General features: G+C 65.2%; 9 protein-coding genes and 2 riboswitches. Of the genes, 4 read left to right on the forward strand and 5 right to left on the reverse strand.

All coding sequences use genetic code 11. The annotated features are described in order from the left end of the window. Positions 1-73 precede the first annotated feature (73 nt). On the reverse strand, positions 74-3,784 hold the full coding sequence (gene metH / locus LGQ10_RS00070; protein WP_226524253.1) for a methionine synthase: 3,711 nt from the start codon (positions 3,782-3,784) through the stop codon (positions 74-76). Between the two features lie 154 nt (positions 3,785-3,938). Here metH and LGQ10_RS00075 point away from each other — a divergent pair, with 154 nt between their 5' ends. Together LGQ10_RS00075 and nfuA are read left to right on the forward strand one after the other, a co-directional pair. Beyond that, a complete protein-coding gene (locus LGQ10_RS00075) occupies positions 3,939-6,230 on the forward strand; it encodes a fatty acid cis/trans isomerase (RefSeq protein ID WP_226524254.1) in 2,292 nt (763 codons plus the stop codon). 139 nt (positions 6,231-6,369) lie between these two features. Continuing rightward, a complete protein-coding gene (gene nfuA, locus LGQ10_RS00080; protein WP_025130389.1) occupies positions 6,370-6,954 on the forward strand; it encodes a Fe-S biogenesis protein NfuA in 585 nt (194 codons plus the stop codon). Positions 6,955-7,041: 87 nt separating this feature from the next. On the opposite strand, the gene cobM is transcribed toward nfuA, so the two are convergent. From cobM to LGQ10_RS00100, 4 genes are all read right to left on the reverse strand, one after another. Then, on the reverse strand, positions 7,042-7,788 hold the full coding sequence (gene cobM, locus LGQ10_RS00085) for a precorrin-4 C(11)-methyltransferase (protein WP_226524255.1): 747 nt from the start codon (positions 7,786-7,788) through the stop codon (positions 7,042-7,044). Between the two features lie 81 nt (positions 7,789-7,869). Then, the gene (locus tag LGQ10_RS00090; RefSeq protein WP_226524256.1) at positions 7,870-8,283 is read right to left on the reverse strand and encodes a cobalamin biosynthesis protein; all 414 of its coding nucleotides are present in this window, start codon (positions 8,281-8,283) and stop codon (positions 7,870-7,872) included. Next, positions 8,280-8,984: a CbtA family protein gene (locus LGQ10_RS00095; RefSeq protein WP_226524257.1), complete on the reverse strand. Its 705-nt coding sequence runs from the start codon at positions 8,982-8,984 to the stop codon at positions 8,280-8,282. Before LGQ10_RS00095 ends, LGQ10_RS00090 begins: the two co-directional genes overlap by 4 nt. A gap of 10 nt (positions 8,985-8,994) precedes the next feature. Next, positions 8,995-9,183 (reverse strand): CbtB domain-containing protein, encoded by a 189-nt coding sequence (locus LGQ10_RS00100; protein WP_068581406.1) that lies wholly within the window; start codon positions 9,181-9,183, stop codon positions 8,995-8,997. Positions 9,184-9,279: 96 nt separating this feature from the next. After that, positions 9,280-9,500, reverse strand: a riboswitch (cobalamin riboswitch). 84 nt (positions 9,501-9,584) lie between these two features. Beyond that, a riboswitch (cobalamin riboswitch) is annotated at positions 9,585-9,795 on the forward strand. Between the two features lie 95 nt (positions 9,796-9,890). Here LGQ10_RS00100 and cobW point away from each other — a divergent pair. After that, on the forward strand, positions 9,891-10,961 hold the full coding sequence (gene cobW, locus LGQ10_RS00105; RefSeq protein ID WP_319003939.1) for a cobalamin biosynthesis protein CobW: 1,071 nt from the start codon (positions 9,891-9,893) through the stop codon (positions 10,959-10,961). Between the two features lie 3 nt (positions 10,962-10,964). After that, positions 10,965-14,738 carry a cobaltochelatase subunit CobN gene (gene cobN, locus LGQ10_RS00110; RefSeq protein ID WP_226524258.1) on the forward strand — a complete coding sequence of 1,258 codons (3,774 nt, stop codon included), beginning with the start codon at positions 10,965-10,967 and terminating at the stop codon, positions 14,736-14,738. Positions 14,739-14,843: the final 105 nt, after the last annotated feature.

Raw genomic sequence — 14,843 nt, forward strand, 5'->3', positions numbered from 1 at the left:
TGGTGTCAACAGAGCATAGACAATCCCGGCGGGCATCAGGGGGTGCCAGGCACCCCCGCATGAACGCTACCGATCAGTTGTCGTAGCCCAGGTTCGGGGCCAGCCAGCGTTCGCTCACGGCCAGGTCCTGGCCCTTGCGCTCGGTGTAGCTCTGGACCTGGTCCTTGTCGACCTTGCCCACCGCGAAATACTGCGCCTGAGGGTGGGCGAAGTACCAGCCGCTGACGGCTGCCGCCGGGAACATGGCGAAATGCTCGGTGAGGAATACCCCGCTGCGCCCGGCCTTGCCTTCGCTGGCCGCAGGGTCGAGCAGGGCGAACAGGGTGCTCTTCTCGGTGTGATCCGGACACGCCGGATAACCCGGGGCAGGGCGGATACCGCTGTACTGCTCCTTGATCAGGGCCTCGTTGCTCAGGTGCTCGTCACGGGCATAACCCCAGTGCTCCTTGCGCACCTGTTCGTGCAGCCATTCGGCGCAGGCTTCGGCCAGGCGGTCGGCCAGGGCCTTGACCATGATCGAGTTGTAGTCGTCGCCCTTGTCCTGGTAGGCCTTGGCCACTTCCTCGGCACCGATGCCGGCGGTGGTGATGAAACCACCGACGTAATCGGTCACGCCGCTGTCCTTGGGCGCGACGAAATCGGCCAGGGACAGGTTGGGTTTGCCGTCGGGCTTGATGATCTGCTGGCGCAGGTGGTGCAGGGTGGCCAGGGTCTCGCCGTGGTCGCCGTAGACCTCGATGTCGTCATGGTTGACCTGGTTGGCCGGCCAGAAACCGAAGATCGCCCGGGCGCTGATGAGCTTCTCGTCGATCAGCTTGTCGAGCATCTCGCGGGCATCCTGGTACAGCGCGGTGGCGGCTTCACCCACCACTTCGTCCTCGAGGATGCGCGGAAACTTGCCGGCCAGGTCCCAGGAAATGAAGAACGGGGTCCAGTCGATGTATTCGGCCAGTGCGCGCAAGTCGATGTTGTCCAGCACCTTGACGCCCGTGAAGGCCGGGGCCGTGGCCTGGTAGGCCGCCCAGTCATGCTGCGGCTTGGCGGCGATTGCCTGGGCGTAGCTCAAGCGCTCGGTGCGGGCACTGCGGTTGGCGGTGCGCTCGCGCACTTCCACGTATTCCTGGCGGGTCTTGTCGACGAAGCCTGGCTTGAGTTCCTTGGACAGTAACTGGGTGGCCACGCCTACCGCACGGGAGGCATCGGTGACGTAGATCACCGCGTCGTTGCTGTACTTGGGCTCGATTTTCACCGCCGTGTGGGCTTTCGACGTCGTGGCGCCGCCAATCATCAAGGGCAGGTGGAAATCCTGGCGCTGCATTTCGCGGGCGACGTGGACCATCTCGTCCAGCGACGGGGTGATCAGGCCGGATAGGCCGATGATGTCGCACTTCTCGTCGCGGGCGGTCTGCAGGATCTTCTCTGCGGGAACCATCACCCCCATGTCGACGATGTCGTAGCCGTTGCAACCGAGCACCACGCCGACGATGTTCTTGCCAATGTCATGCACGTCGCCCTTGACCGTGGCCATGAGAATCTTGCCCTTGGCCTCCGGCTTGTCGCCTTTCTCGGCTTCGATGAACGGGATCAGGTGGGCCACGGCCTGCTTCATCACCCGCGCCGACTTGACCACCTGCGGCAGGAACATCTTGCCGGCCCCGAACAGGTCGCCGACTACGTTCATCCCGCTCATCAGCGGGCCTTCGATGACCTCGATCGGGCGTGCGGCCTGCTGCCGGCATTCCTCGGTGTCTTCGACGATATAGGCGGTGATGCCCTTGACCAGCGCGTGTTCCAGGCGCTTGCCGACCGGCAGCGAGCGCCATTCCTCGTTTTCCACTTCCTTGATTGCGCCGCCGCCTTTGTAATCGTCGGCGATGGCCAGCAGGGCGTCGGTACCGTGCGGGGTGCGGTTGAGCACCACGTCCTCGACCCTCTCGCGCAGGGCCGGCGGGATCTCGTCATAGATTTCCAGCTGGCCGGCGTTGACGATGCCCATGGTCAGGCCGTTCTGGATCGCGTGGTAGAGGAACACCGAGTGGATCGCCTCGCGCACCGGGTTGTTGCCGCGGAACGAGAACGACACGTTGGACACGCCGCCGCTCGACAGGGCGTAGGGCAGGTGGTCGCGGATGTAGGCGCAGGCTTCGATGAAGTCCACGGCGTAGTTGTTGTGCTCCTCGATGCCGGTGGCTACGGCGAAGATGTTCGGGTCGAAGATGATGTCTTCCGGCGGGAAACCCACTTCGTTGACGAGGATGTCGTAGCTGCGTTTGCAGATCTCGCGCTTGCGTGCGGCGGTGTCGGCCTGGCCGACTTCGTCGAAGGCCATCACCACCACGGCGGCACCGTAGCGCTTGCACAGGCGGGCGTGGTGCTTGAATTGCTCGACGCCTTCCTTCATCGAGATCGAGTTGACGATGCCCTTGCCCTGGATGCACTTGAGGCCGGCTTCGATCACCTCCCACTTGGAGGAGTCGATCATGATCGGCACCCGGGAGATGTCGGGCTCGCCGGCGATCATGTTGAGGAAACGCACCATGGCGGCCTGGGAGTCGAGCATCCCTTCGTCCATGTTGATGTCGATCACCTGGGCGCCAGCCTCGACCTGCTGCAAGGCGACTTCCAGGGCCTCGGTGTAGTTCTCTTCGCGGATCAGGCGGGCGAACTTGGCCGAACCGGTGATGTTCGTGCGTTCGCCAACGTTGACGAACAGCGACTGGCGATCGATGGTGAACGGCTCCAGGCCCGACAGGCGGCAGGCCTTGGGGATCTCCGGAATCGCCCGGGGCTTGTGCCTGCTCACCGCCTCGGCGATGGCCTGGATGTGTGGCGGGGTGGTGCCACAGCAGCCGCCGATGATGTTGAGGAACCCGCTGGCGGCGAACTCCTCGACCACCGCGGCCATCTCGGCGGGAGTCTCGTCGTACTCGCCGAAGGCGTTGGGCAGGCCGGCGTTGGGGTGCGCGGACACATGGGTGTCGGCCTTGGTCGACAATTCTTCCAGGTACGGACGCAGGTCCTTGGCACCCAGGGCGCAGTTCAGGCCCACGGAGATCGGATTGGCGTGGCGCACCGAGTTCCAGAATGCCTCGGTGGTCTGGCCGGACAGGGTACGGCCGGAGGCGTCGGTGATGGTGCCGGAGATCATGATCGGCAGTTCGACGTTGTCCTCTTCGAACACCTGCTGTACGGCAAAGATCGCCGCCTTGGCGTTGAGGGTGTCGAAGATGGTCTCGATCAGGATCAGGTCGGCGCCGCCCTCGATCAGGCCGCGAGTAGCTTCGATGTAGTTCTGTACCAGTTCGTCGAAGGTGACATTGCGATAGCCCGGGTCGTTGACGTCGGGGGAGATCGAACAGGTGCGGCTGGTCGGGCCCAGAACGCCCGCGACGAAACGCGGCCTGTTGGGGGTTTCCAGGGTTTTCGCATCGGCCACCTTGCGGGCCAGGCGTGCGCCTTCTACGTTCAGTTCGTAGACCAGCGCCTCCATGCCGTAGTCGGCCTGGGACACCTGGGTGGCGTTGAAGGTGTTGGTCTCGAGAATGTCGGCGCCGGCATCCAGATAGGCCTTCTCGATGGCCCCGATCACGTCCGGACGGGTCAGCACCAGCAGATCGTTGTTGCCCTTGACGTCGCTGGGCCAGTCGGCGAAGCGCTCGCCACGGTAGTCCCGTTCCTCGAGCTTGTAGCTCTGGATCATGGTCCCCATGCCGCCATCGAGAATCAGGATACGCTCCTTGAGGGCTTGCTGGAGAGCGTGGAGGCGAGCACTGCGGTCGGACATGGGAGCTACCTGGTAGGGCCATTGCGGAGGGCGTGAATCATAGCAAACCTGCATGGATCTGCAGCATGCGCCGGTTTTGCATGAATATCGTTCATGTTGGTTCGCCGAATGGATCGGTAGAATCGCGACGTTTTTTACTTTCGGGACCAGGGACATGCCGTATCGTTTTGCCGTCAGCAGCGTGCTGCTGCTATTGAGTTCAGTGTGCATGGCGCAAGGTCCGGCGCCGACGATTTCCTACACCCGCGACATCCAGCCGATCTTCACCGAAAAGTGCGTGGCCTGCCACGCCTGCTACGACTCGGCCTGCCAGCTCAACCTGGGCAGCGGTGAAGGCGCCGCCCGCGGCGCTTCCAAAGCCCCGGTGTACGACGGCGAGCGCAGCAAGGCCCAGGCCCCGACCCGGCTGTTCTATGACGCCAGCGGCAAGGCAGCCTGGCAGCGCCAGGGCTTCTACTCGGTGCTCGATGCCCAGGGCAGCCAGGCGGCGCTGATGGCGCGGATGCTGGAGTTGGGGCATCGCACGCCGCTGCAACCCAATGCCAAGCTGCCCAGCGAGATCGTCCTGGGCCTGGGCCGGGAAAACATGTGCCCGCAGCCCGTGGAGTTCGACGGCTACGCCAGCAGCCATCCCAGGGAAGGCATGCCCCTGGCCGTGACCGGCCTGACCGACCAGCAATACCAGACGCTGCAGCGCTGGCTGGCCTCCGGCGCGCCGATCGATGAACAGGGCCTGACCCCCAGTGCCAGGGAAAGCCTGCAGGTAGTCCAGTGGGAAAACCTGCTCAATGCCCCGGGCGCCAGGGAAAGCCTGGTGGCGCGCTGGCTCTACGAACACTGGTTTCTGGCCCACATCTACTTCGAAGGCGGCGAGCCGGGGCATTTCTTCCAGTGGGTGCGTTCGCGTACCCCCAGCGGCCAGCCCATCGACCTGATCAATACCCGGCGCCCCAATGACGACCCCGGCACCCAGGTGTACTACCGCCTCTGGCCGGTGCAAGGGGTGATCGTGCACAAGACCCACATCACCTACCCGCTGGGCGCGGCGAAGATGGCCCGGGTCAAGACCCTGTTCTACAGCGGCGATTGGCAGGTCAATGCGTTGCCGGGCTATGGGCCGGGGCGCCGGGCCAACCCGTTCGAGACCTTCGAGGCGATTCCGGCCAAGGCCCGCTACCAGTTCATGCTGGATAACGCCGAATACTTCGTACGTACCTTCATCCGCGGGCCGGTGTGCCGCGGGCAGATTGCCACCGATGTGATCCGCGACAACTTCTGGGCCTTGTTCCAGGCCCCGGAACATGACCTGTACATCACCGATCCGGCTTATCGCGGCCAGGCCACACCGCTGCTGGCGATGCCCGGGCAGAACGACGACGTTGGCAGCGTGCTCAGCCTGTGGCTGTCCTACCGGGACAAGCGCAATGAGTACGAGGCCCTGCGCCGTGACTCCTATGCCGATTCGCCGGCGCCGAGCTGGTCGACCCTGTGGGCCGGCAATGACAACGCGCTGCTGAGCATCTTCCGCCACTTCGACAGTGCCTCGGTGACCAAGGGCCTGATCGGCGAGATTCCGCAGACGATGTGGCTGTTCGACTATCCATTGCTGGAGCGCACCTATTACCAGCTGGCGGTGAACTTCGACGTGTTCGGCAACGTCTCGCACCAGGCCCAGACCCGCTTGTACTTCGACCTGATTCGCAACGGCGCCGAGCAGAACTTCCTGCGCCTGATGCCCGCCGGCACCCGCGAGGACTTTCTCGATGATTGGTACCAGAACAGCGGCAAGTTCAAGATGTGGCTGGATTACGAGTCCATCGACGACAGCAAGCGCAGCGCCCTGAGGCTGGACGCCAAGGACCCGAAGAAGGATTTCGCCAACCAGCTTCTGGCCCGTTATGGCGAGCTCAATGCCAAGCCGGACCCGATCAACCGATGCGACAGCGCCTATTGCTCGCGCCCCAACATCGACCCGGCATTGCAGGACGCCGAGCAGGCCCTGAGCCGTTTGGCGTCGCGTCCGGCGGCGGGGCTGAAGGTCATCGAGCAAATGCCCGAAGCCACCTTGCTGAGGGTCCAGACGCCGGGGGGCAAGCGCGAGTTCTACAGCGTGCTGCGCAACCGTGCCCACAGTAACGTGGCCTTCATGCTGGGCGAGTCGTTGCGCTACCAGCCGGGCCTGGACACCCTGACCATCTTCCCGGGCATTCTCGGCAGCTATCCGAACTTCATGTTCGACGTCCCGGCCGAGCAGGTGCCGGAATTCGTCGCGGCCATGCAGGAGGCGCGGGATGCCGCAGGATTTGAAAAGGTCGTCGAGCGTTGGGGCATCCGGCGCAGCCATCCGCAGTTCTGGCAGTACTTCCACGACCAGACTCGCTACTTGAAGGAAACCGACCCGGTGGAGGCCGGGGTCATGGACATGAATCGCTACGAAAACCTCTGAGGTAGAGCTGTCGTGCCCCCCGGGATGCCCAGGTATCCCGGGGGGCGCTTCATACCAAGGTCTATCCCGACAAAAATACTAGGACTTTTTCAGCGACGTCGATTGGCGTAAACTGCGCCCACGTCTGCGAGGAACCACCATGAGCGCCATAACCATTACCGACGCCGCCCACGATTATCTGGCTGATCTGCTTTCCAAGCAGAACACCCCGGGGATTGGCATCCGCATCTTCATTACCCAGCCAGGGACCCAGTACGCCGAGACTTGCATCGCCTATTGCAAGCCGGGCGAAGAAAAGCCCGAGGACAAGGCCCTGGGTCTCAAGAGTTTCACCGCCTACATCGACGCCTTCAGCGAAGGTTTCCTCGATGACGCGGTCGTCGACTACGCCACCGATCGCATGGGCGGCCAGCTGACCATCAAGGCGCCCAATGCCAAGGTGCCGATGGTCAATGCCGACAGCCCGATCAACGAGCGCATCAACTACTACCTGCAAACCGAGATCAACCCGGGACTGGCCAGCCACGGCGGCCAGGTCAGCCTGATCGAAGTGGTCGAGGACGGCATCGCCGTCCTGCAGTTCGGTGGCGGCTGCCAGGGTTGCGGGCAGGCCGACGTGACCTTGAAGGAAGGCATCGAGCGCACCCTGCTCGAGCGTATCCCCGAACTCAAGGGCGTGCGCGACGTCACTGACCATACGCAGAAAGAAAACGCCTACTACTAAGGCGTTCGCTGCGACCCAAAAAAACGGCGCCCCGTGAGCGCCGTTTTTTTATGCCTGGAGCAAGGCCCCTGGGGCTGAGCAAGTGGGTCAGGGGCGATAGAGGTGCGCGTGCCCGGCGCGGTACAGCGATGATTCGCTGAACGCATCGGTGGCCAGTACCCGGCCCACCAGGATCAGCGCGGTGCGCCGAAAGCCCTTGGCCGCGACCTTTGCCTGGATGTCCGCCAAGGTGCCCACGACCCAGTCCTGGTCCGGCCAGGTGGCCCGGTGCACCACGGCGATCGGGCAGTCGATGCCGTAATGGGGCAGGAGTTCGGCGACGATGCGTTCCAGATGGTTGACGCCCAGATGGATGGCCATGGTCGCGCCATGGGCTGCCAGGCTGGCGAATTCTTCCCCGGCAGGCATGCTCGTCTTGTCCGCGTAACGGGTGAGGATCACGCTCTGGGAAACATCCGGCAGGGTCAGTTCGGCCCCCAGCAAGGCGGCGCAGGCGGCGGTGGCAGTAACCCCGGGAACGATCTCGAAAGCAATGCCCAGCTCCCGCAGGCAGCGGATCTGTTCACCGATGGCGCCATACAGGCTCGGGTCGCCGGAATGCACCCGGGCCACATCCTGGCCCTGGGCGTGGGCTTGGCGCATAACTTCGATGATCTGCTCCAGGTGCAGTTCGGCGCTGTTGATCACCCGCACCGCACTGTGCCCGTCTAGCACCGCCTGGGGGACCAGGGAACCGGCGTAGATGATTACCGGACAGCGGTGGATCAGGCGTTGGCCCTTGACGGTGATCAGTTCGGGATCGCCGGGGCCGGCGCCGATGAAGTAGACAGTCATGGCTGTGTCCTGTGAAAAAGGGGCCGGAGCAGGGCTTCAGATGAAGAATGCTCATGATCGAAGGCGGGGATTATCGGGATTCTACGGGCAAACGGCCAATGCCAGGGTCGCCTGGGGGTGCTTTTGCCGGGGGACCAGGAGTCGTGCCGGCTCCCCTTGCAGGGTTTCGGCCATGGCCAGGGCGGCGCTTTCAGCGACGCCATAGCAGCCGGTGCGCTCGAAGGCAACCTGGGACCTGTGGCTCAGGCGCGGGCTGTAGGGGGCCAGCTGGGCGCTGCTGAAACAAGTCAACCGCAGCGACAGCTGTTGTGCCAAGGCCAGCAGGCCCGGTTCATCCTGCTTCAGGTCGATGCTGGCCAGGGCCTGCACTTGCTGCAGGGCCAGGCCATTTTCTCGCAATACCTGGTCCAGCAGGGCGCGCAGGGTGCTGGCCGGGCAGCCCTTGCGGCAGCCCAGGCCGACCACCAGGGCCGGCGCTACGCCCCTGGATGTCATGCCTGATGGCCGTCCTCGCCCTTGCGCCGGAACAGCCAGGCGCTGATCAGACCCAGGGCCAGCCAGAAGGCGGCATTGGTCAACTGCGAAGCGATCTTGAACTGTGCCTCCAGTGCCTCCGGAGCCAACATCGAGTGCACTTCCGGCTGCGGTGCGCCGAGCACGTGGGGCACGGCGATAATGGCGGCGCCCAGCAATTTGAGCAGCCAATTGCCGGCGAACACGATCAAGGCAATGCCCGTGGCGGTGGAGGCTGCGGCGCCTACCCACCAGATCTGGCGTTGGGCCAGGTCGGCGGCGGCAGTGCCGGGCAGTTCAGGCGGCAAGCCCAGGGTGGGGGCCAGGCAGAAGGTCGCGTAGCCGGCCAGGCCCCAGAGCAGGCCCTGGGAGGTGCGGCTTGGGGCGCGCAGGGTGTAGAGGCCGGCCAGCATCAGGGCGAAACCGACGGCGACCACCAGGTTGCCGCCCGTGGTGGACAGCACTCGCTGCCAACCGTCTTCCGGCTCCCAGGCCTCTTCGTCATGGACGTGGCCCGCCATGGCGCCCGGAGCGTGTTCATGGACTTCCTCGGTGGCCGGGGCTTTCTCGTAGGTTTCCGCCTGGAGAATCAACGGGGCGACCCAGAAGCTCTGCAGCAGGGTCAGCAGCAAGGCGGCCAGCAGTCCGGTGAACCCTGCGGTTTGCGCAATACGCTTGATCATCGGGCAGGCCTCAGTGGCAAGGGAAGGCGGCGCTGTGGCGGGTATCGTGGGCCGCGTTGTGCACGGCCTCGATGTGCGAGAAACCGGCGAAGTACACCAGGCAGGCGCCGAGGATCGAGGCACCGATGGCGGCCACCAGGCGTTGGCTCAGGGTGGTGGTGCTGCTGGCGGAATGGCTGGTGCTGCTGATGGTCGACATGGCGCGTCCCCTTGGGTTTGTCAGCGGGAAGCGGCGCAAGAAAACCCCGCGTGACAGCCACGCAGGGTTTGCAACAGCGCCCGCCCACCGCGGGTTTGTCATTCGTGTATTGCGGGCCGGTCTCCGGGCTTGCGAGGGGCCGGCCTTTGGGCCGTGCCGGCAAGTGTCACCTTCCCATGCCCAGGGGCACAGTGGATCTGACACTTCGCTCGCTTACCGTTGCGGGGGCAGCACCGGACTGGTCACGGCTGGCAAGCGCGTGATTCACCGGTTTCCCGTTTCACCCTGTGAAGGGCACCCGTAACAAGTTGTGTAGCAAATCATGGGCAGGGGAGCGTCGTCAATTGCCGGCTGGCGTGGCCTTGGCCACACATGCGCATTGACCGCCCTGTACGCTCTGCGTAGCCTTGCGCCTTCGAGGTTCTTCGGCCAGTGGTCGAAGCTAAGACGGGAACGCGGTAGAAGCCGCGGCTGCCCCCGCAACTGTGGAGGGTTTCATTCCTGCAAGGCCACTGCCTGGCGTCCACGACGCCGGTGGGAAGGCACAGGAAATGTCAGTCCATGACTGACAAGCCCCCAGCCAGGAGACCTGCCTCGACCCAGATTCTCACTACAACCGGGCGGGGTGATCCGGTGGCGAAATCAGTACGAGCCCTGTGCCGTGCTTGTCGTCCCGCATGCCCGCCACCTTCGCCAAAGGGCATCCGATGAAAACACTGGCCAAACTTCCCGTCACCATCGTCACCGGCTTCCTGGGCTCGGGCAAGACCACATTGCTGCGGCACATGCTGGACAACGCCCAGGGGCGTCGTATCGCGGTGATCGTCAATGAATTCGGCGAACTGGGCATCGACGGCGAGATCCTCAAGCAGTGCTCCATCGGCTGCACCGAGGAAGAGGCCAGCGGCCGAGTCTACGAGCTGGCCAACGGTTGCCTGTGCTGCACCGTGCAGGAAGAGTTCTTCCCGGTGATGCGCGAGCTGGTGGCGCGCCGTGGCGACCTGGACCATATCCTCATCGAAACCAGCGGCCTGGCCTTGCCCAAGCCTCTGGTGCAAGCCTTCCAGTGGCCGGAGATCCGCAGCGCCTGCACCGTCGACGCGGTGATCACCGTGGTCGACAGCCCGGCCGTCGCCGCTGGCACCTTCGCCGCCTTCCCGGACCAGGTGGATGCCCAGCGCAAGCTCGACCCCAACCTCGACCACGAATCGCCCCTGCACGAACTGTTCGCCGACCAGCTGTCCAGCGCCGACCTGGTGATCCTCAACAAGACCGACCTGATCAGCCCCGAAGACCTGGCCAAGGTCCGCCTGGAAGTGGCCGAGGAGCTGCCGCCGGCGGTCAAGGTCATCGAAGCCAGCAGCGGTCGCCTGCCGCTGGACGTGCTGCTGGGCCTGGGTGCCGGTTCCGAGGAACACATCGACGGCCGCCACAGCCACCACGACCATCACCACGACGGCGATGACGATCACGACGACCATGACCACGACGCCTTCGACTCGATCTCCATCGAGTTGCCCGAGGCCGACGAGAGCCTGCTGCTCGATGCCCTGACCCAACTGGTGGTCAAGCACGGCATCCTGCGGGTCAAGGGTTTCGCGGCAATTCCCGGCAAGCCGATGCGCCTGCTGATCCAGGGCGTAGGCACCCGTTTCGACAAGCATTTCGACCGCAAGTGGAGCGCTGATGAAGCCCGGGCCACGCGCCTGGTACTGATCGGCCAGGAGCTGGATGCGGCCCTGCTGGAAGCGCAACTGCGCGCCGCCCTCGGCGCCTGACCCGTGCACCTGCTCAGGACCCAGCCCGGCGGATTCGTGTCGGATGACAACATTGCCGACCTTGGACAAACCCCCGCCGAGCTGGTGATCCTGTGCAGCGGCGACTCCAGCCTGGCGCTGCTGGCCGAGGCCGCGGAGCAACTGCCCGCGGACTACCCCAGCTTGCGCCTGGCCAACCCGATGCAGGTGCAGAACCACGCCTCGGTGGACCTGTATGTGGACCAGGTGCTGCAGCACGCCAAGGTCATCCTGATTTCCCTGCACGGCGGCATCGCCTACTGGCGTTATGGCGTCGAGCGGCTAGTGGAATTGTCCCAGCGCGGGGTGCAGCTGATCCTGGTGCCTGGGGACGACCGTCCGGACCCGGAGCTCAGTGGCCTGAGCACGGTATCGGTGGTCGAGCGCGATCGCCTCTGGCAGTTCCTGCGCCAGGGCGGGCGTGACAATGCATTGAATTTCTACCATTGCCTGGCCAGCGGCCTGCTGGGGCGCGATTACCCCTGGAACGAGCCGCAGGCCCTGGCGCGCACGGCGCTCTATCATCCGCACAAGAGCCAGGCCTGCCTGGCCGACTGGCAAACCGACTGGCAGCCCGGTCAGGCGGTGGCGGGCCTGCTGTTCTACCGCTCGCACTTGCAGGCGGCCAATACGGCGTTCATCGACCTGTTCTGCCAGCGGCTGCAGGCTGCGGGCCTCAACCCCTTGCCGATCGCCGTGGCCAGCCTCAAGGAACCCGACTGCCTGGCGCAGGTGGAAGACTGGCTGGAGCAAACCGGTGCCGGGGTGATCCTCAACACCACCGGGTTTGCCCAGTCCAGCCCCGAGGCTCCACACTTGCGGCCATTTCGCCGCAATGTCCCGGTGATCCAGGCCATCTGCGCCCAGGACAACGAGCCGGGCTGGCAGGCCAGCGAGCAGGGCCTGGGACCTCGGGACCTGGCCATGCACATCGCCTTGCCGGAGCTGGACGGCCGGATCATCAGCCGGCCCATCAGTTTCAAGGACCTGGCCTGGCGCAGCGAGCGCAGCCAGTCGGACGTGGTCTGCTACCGTGGCCAGCCCGAACGCATGGACTTCGTTGCCCGGCTGGCGCGCCACTGGATCGAGCTGGGGCGCCTGGACAACAGCCAGAAGCGCATCGCCCTGGTCCTGGCCAACTACCCGACTCGCGATGGACGCATCGGCAACGGCGTGGGCCTGGACACCCCGGCAGCTGCATTGAACATCCTCAAGGCCCTGCAGGCCGAGGGTTATCCGCTGCCTGGCGAGCTGCCGGCCAGCGGCACCGAGCTGATCCAGCAATTGCTCGGTGGCGTCAGCAACGACCTGGACAGCCTAGACCAGCGGCCCTGCCAGCAGAGCCTGGCCCTGGACGACTACCTGCGCCTGTTCCAGGCGTTGCCCGAGGCCAACCGCCAAGCGGTGCTGGAACGTTGGGGCAGGCCGGAGCAGGATCCGATGTTCCGCAATGGGCGACTGATGATTGCCGGCCTGCGCATGGGCCTGACCTTCATCGGCATCCAGCCGGCCCGGGGGTATCAGGTCGATCCCAGCGCGGTCTACCACGACCCGGACCTGGTGCCGCCCCATGCCTACCTGGCGTTCTACTTCTGGTTGCGCCAGGTCTATGGCGCCCATGGGGTGATCCACGTCGGCAAGCACGGCAATCTGGAGTGGCTGCCGGGCAAGGGCGTGGGGCTTTCCGAGAACTGCTGGCCGGATGCACTGCTCGGACCATTGCCGAATATCTATCCGTTCATCGTCAACGACCCGGGGGAGGGGGCCCAGGCCAAGCGTCGCACCCAGGCGGTGATCATCGATCACCTGATGCCACCCCTGACCCGTGCCGAAACCTATGGCCCGCTGCGCAACCTGGAGCTGCTGGCCGACGAATACTACGAAGCCCAGCTGCTGGACCCGCGCCGTGCCCGCGAGCTGCAACGGGACATCCTGCGCCTGGTGCGCGAAACCCAGATCGACCGCGAATTGCAGTTGGACGGGCCGCTGGAGGGCGATGCCGATGCCGCTATCTGGCTGCCACGGCTGGACACCTACCTGTGCGATCTCAAGGAGTCGCAGATCCGCGATGGCCTGCATGTGTTCGGCGAATCGCCGGAGGGCCGCTTGCGTCTCGACACGCTGCTGGCCCTGTTGCGCATTCCCCGGGGCGATGGCAAGGGCCAGCACGCCAGCCTGCTGCGGGCCCTGGCCAAGGCGTTCGAGCTGGGTTTCGATCCGCTGGACTGTGCCTTGGCCGAGCCCTGGACCGGACGCCGGCCACAGGCCTTGCAGCAGCTCAGCGACGCCCTGTGGCGTACCGCCGGTGATGTGCGCGAACGCCTGGAAATCTACGCCGGGCGCTTGATCGAGGCCGCCTTGCAAGGCCCGGTGGCGCAGCTAGAGGAACCCGGCTGGGAGTCGGTGCAGCACATCATTACCGGCCTGCGCGAGGTGGTGGCACCCCGCCTGGACGCTTGCGGGCCGGCGGAAATGCGCGGCCTGCTGGATGCCCTGGACGGGCGGTTCGTGCCGGCCGGCCCCAGCGGTGCCCCCAGTCGCGGGCGCCTGGACGTGCTGCCCACTGGCCGCAACTTCTACTCGGTGGATGTGCGCAACCTGCCCACCACCACCGCCTGGCGCATCGGTTTCCAGTCGGCCAACCTGATCCTCGAGCGCCACCTGCAGGATCACGGCGATCACCTGCTGCAACTGGGCCTGTCCGTGTGGGGCACGGCTACGATGCGTACCGGTGGCGACGACATCGCCCAGGCCATGGCCCTGATGGGCGTGCGTCCGGTCTGGGCCACCGGCAGCCAGCGGGTCGACGACTTCGAGATCCTGCCCCTGGGCCTGCTGGACCGCCCGCGGGTCGACGTGACCCTGCGCATCTCCGGGTTCTTCCGTGACGCCTTCGCCAACCTGATCCGGCTGTTCGACGCGGCGGTGCAGGCGGTGGCGGCCCTGGACGAACCGGCCGACATGAACCCCCTGGCGGCTCGGGTGCGCGCCGAGCGTGAAGCCTTGCAGGCCGCGGGCCTGGAACCTGATGAGGCCATGCGTCAGGCCGGCTGGCGGATCTTCGGCGCCAAGCCCGGGGCCTACGGCGCCGGGGTCCAGGGCGCCATCGACGGTCGGCTGTGGCAGAGCCGCGATGACCTGGCCGAGGTCTACCTGAATTGGGGCGGTTACGCCTATGGCGGCAGCGATGAAGGCACTGCCGCCCGCGAGCAGTTCGCCACGCGCCTGAGTCGCGTGCAGGCAGTGCTGCAGAACCAGGACAATCGCGAGCACGACCTGCTGGATTCCAACGACTACTACCAGTTCCAGGGCGGCATGCTGGCGGCGGTGGAGAGCCTTGGCGGCGCCAAGGCGGCCAGTTATCACGGTGATCACAGCCAGCCCGACCTGCCGAAGATCCGCACCCTCAAGGAAGAACTGAACCGAGTGATCCGCTCCCGCGCGGTCAACCCGAAATGGATCGAGGGGGTCAAGCGCCATGGCTACAAGGGCGCATTCGAGATGGCTGCGACCCTGGACAACCTGTTCGCTTTCGATGCCACCACCGAGCTGATCGATGACCACCAGTACGCCTTGCTGGCCGATGCCTACCTGCTGGACGACTCGACCCGCGAGTTCGTTCGCCAGCATAATCCCCATGCCCTGCGCGACATGACCGAGCGCCTGCTGGAGGCCCAGCAGCGTGGTCTGTGGCAAGAGCCCGGGGCGTACCGCGAGGCCCTGGAAAACCTGCTGCTGGATATAGAAGAAGATTCCTGAGGCGGCGAGTGCCGCGCATTCGATCGCGAGCAAGCTCGCTCCTGCAGGTATCGCATTGCCGTTGTAGGAGCGAGCTTGCTCGCGAAAGCGTCCTCCGGGACACCC

The organism is Pseudomonas sp. L5B5, assembly GCF_020520285.1.
Lineage (GTDB): Bacteria > Pseudomonadota > Gammaproteobacteria > Pseudomonadales > Pseudomonadaceae > Aquipseudomonas.

Bases quoted from the DNA above. Each gene is read 5' to 3' on its own strand.
- metH (WP_226524253.1), bottom strand. From the start codon at position 3,784: ATGTCCGACCGCAGTGCTCGCCTCCACGCTCTCCAGCAAGCCCTCAAG.
- LGQ10_RS00075 (WP_226524254.1), top strand. From the start codon at position 3,939: ATGCCGTATCGTTTTGCCGTCAGCAGCGTGCTGCTGCTATTGAGTTCA.
- nfuA (WP_025130389.1), top strand. From the start codon at position 6,370: ATGAGCGCCATAACCATTACCGACGCCGCCCACGATTATCTGGCTGAT.
- cobM (WP_226524255.1), bottom strand. From the start codon at position 7,788: ATGACTGTCTACTTCATCGGCGCCGGCCCCGGCGATCCCGAACTGATC.
- LGQ10_RS00090 (WP_226524256.1), bottom strand. From the start codon at position 8,283: ATGACATCCAGGGGCGTAGCGCCGGCCCTGGTGGTCGGCCTGGGCTGC.
- LGQ10_RS00095 (WP_226524257.1), bottom strand. From the start codon at position 8,984: ATGATCAAGCGTATTGCGCAAACCGCAGGGTTCACCGGACTGCTGGCC.
- LGQ10_RS00100 (WP_068581406.1), bottom strand. From the start codon at position 9,183: ATGTCGACCATCAGCAGCACCAGCCATTCCGCCAGCAGCACCACCACC.
- cobW (WP_319003939.1), top strand. From the start codon at position 9,891: ATGAAAACACTGGCCAAACTTCCCGTCACCATCGTCACCGGCTTCCTG.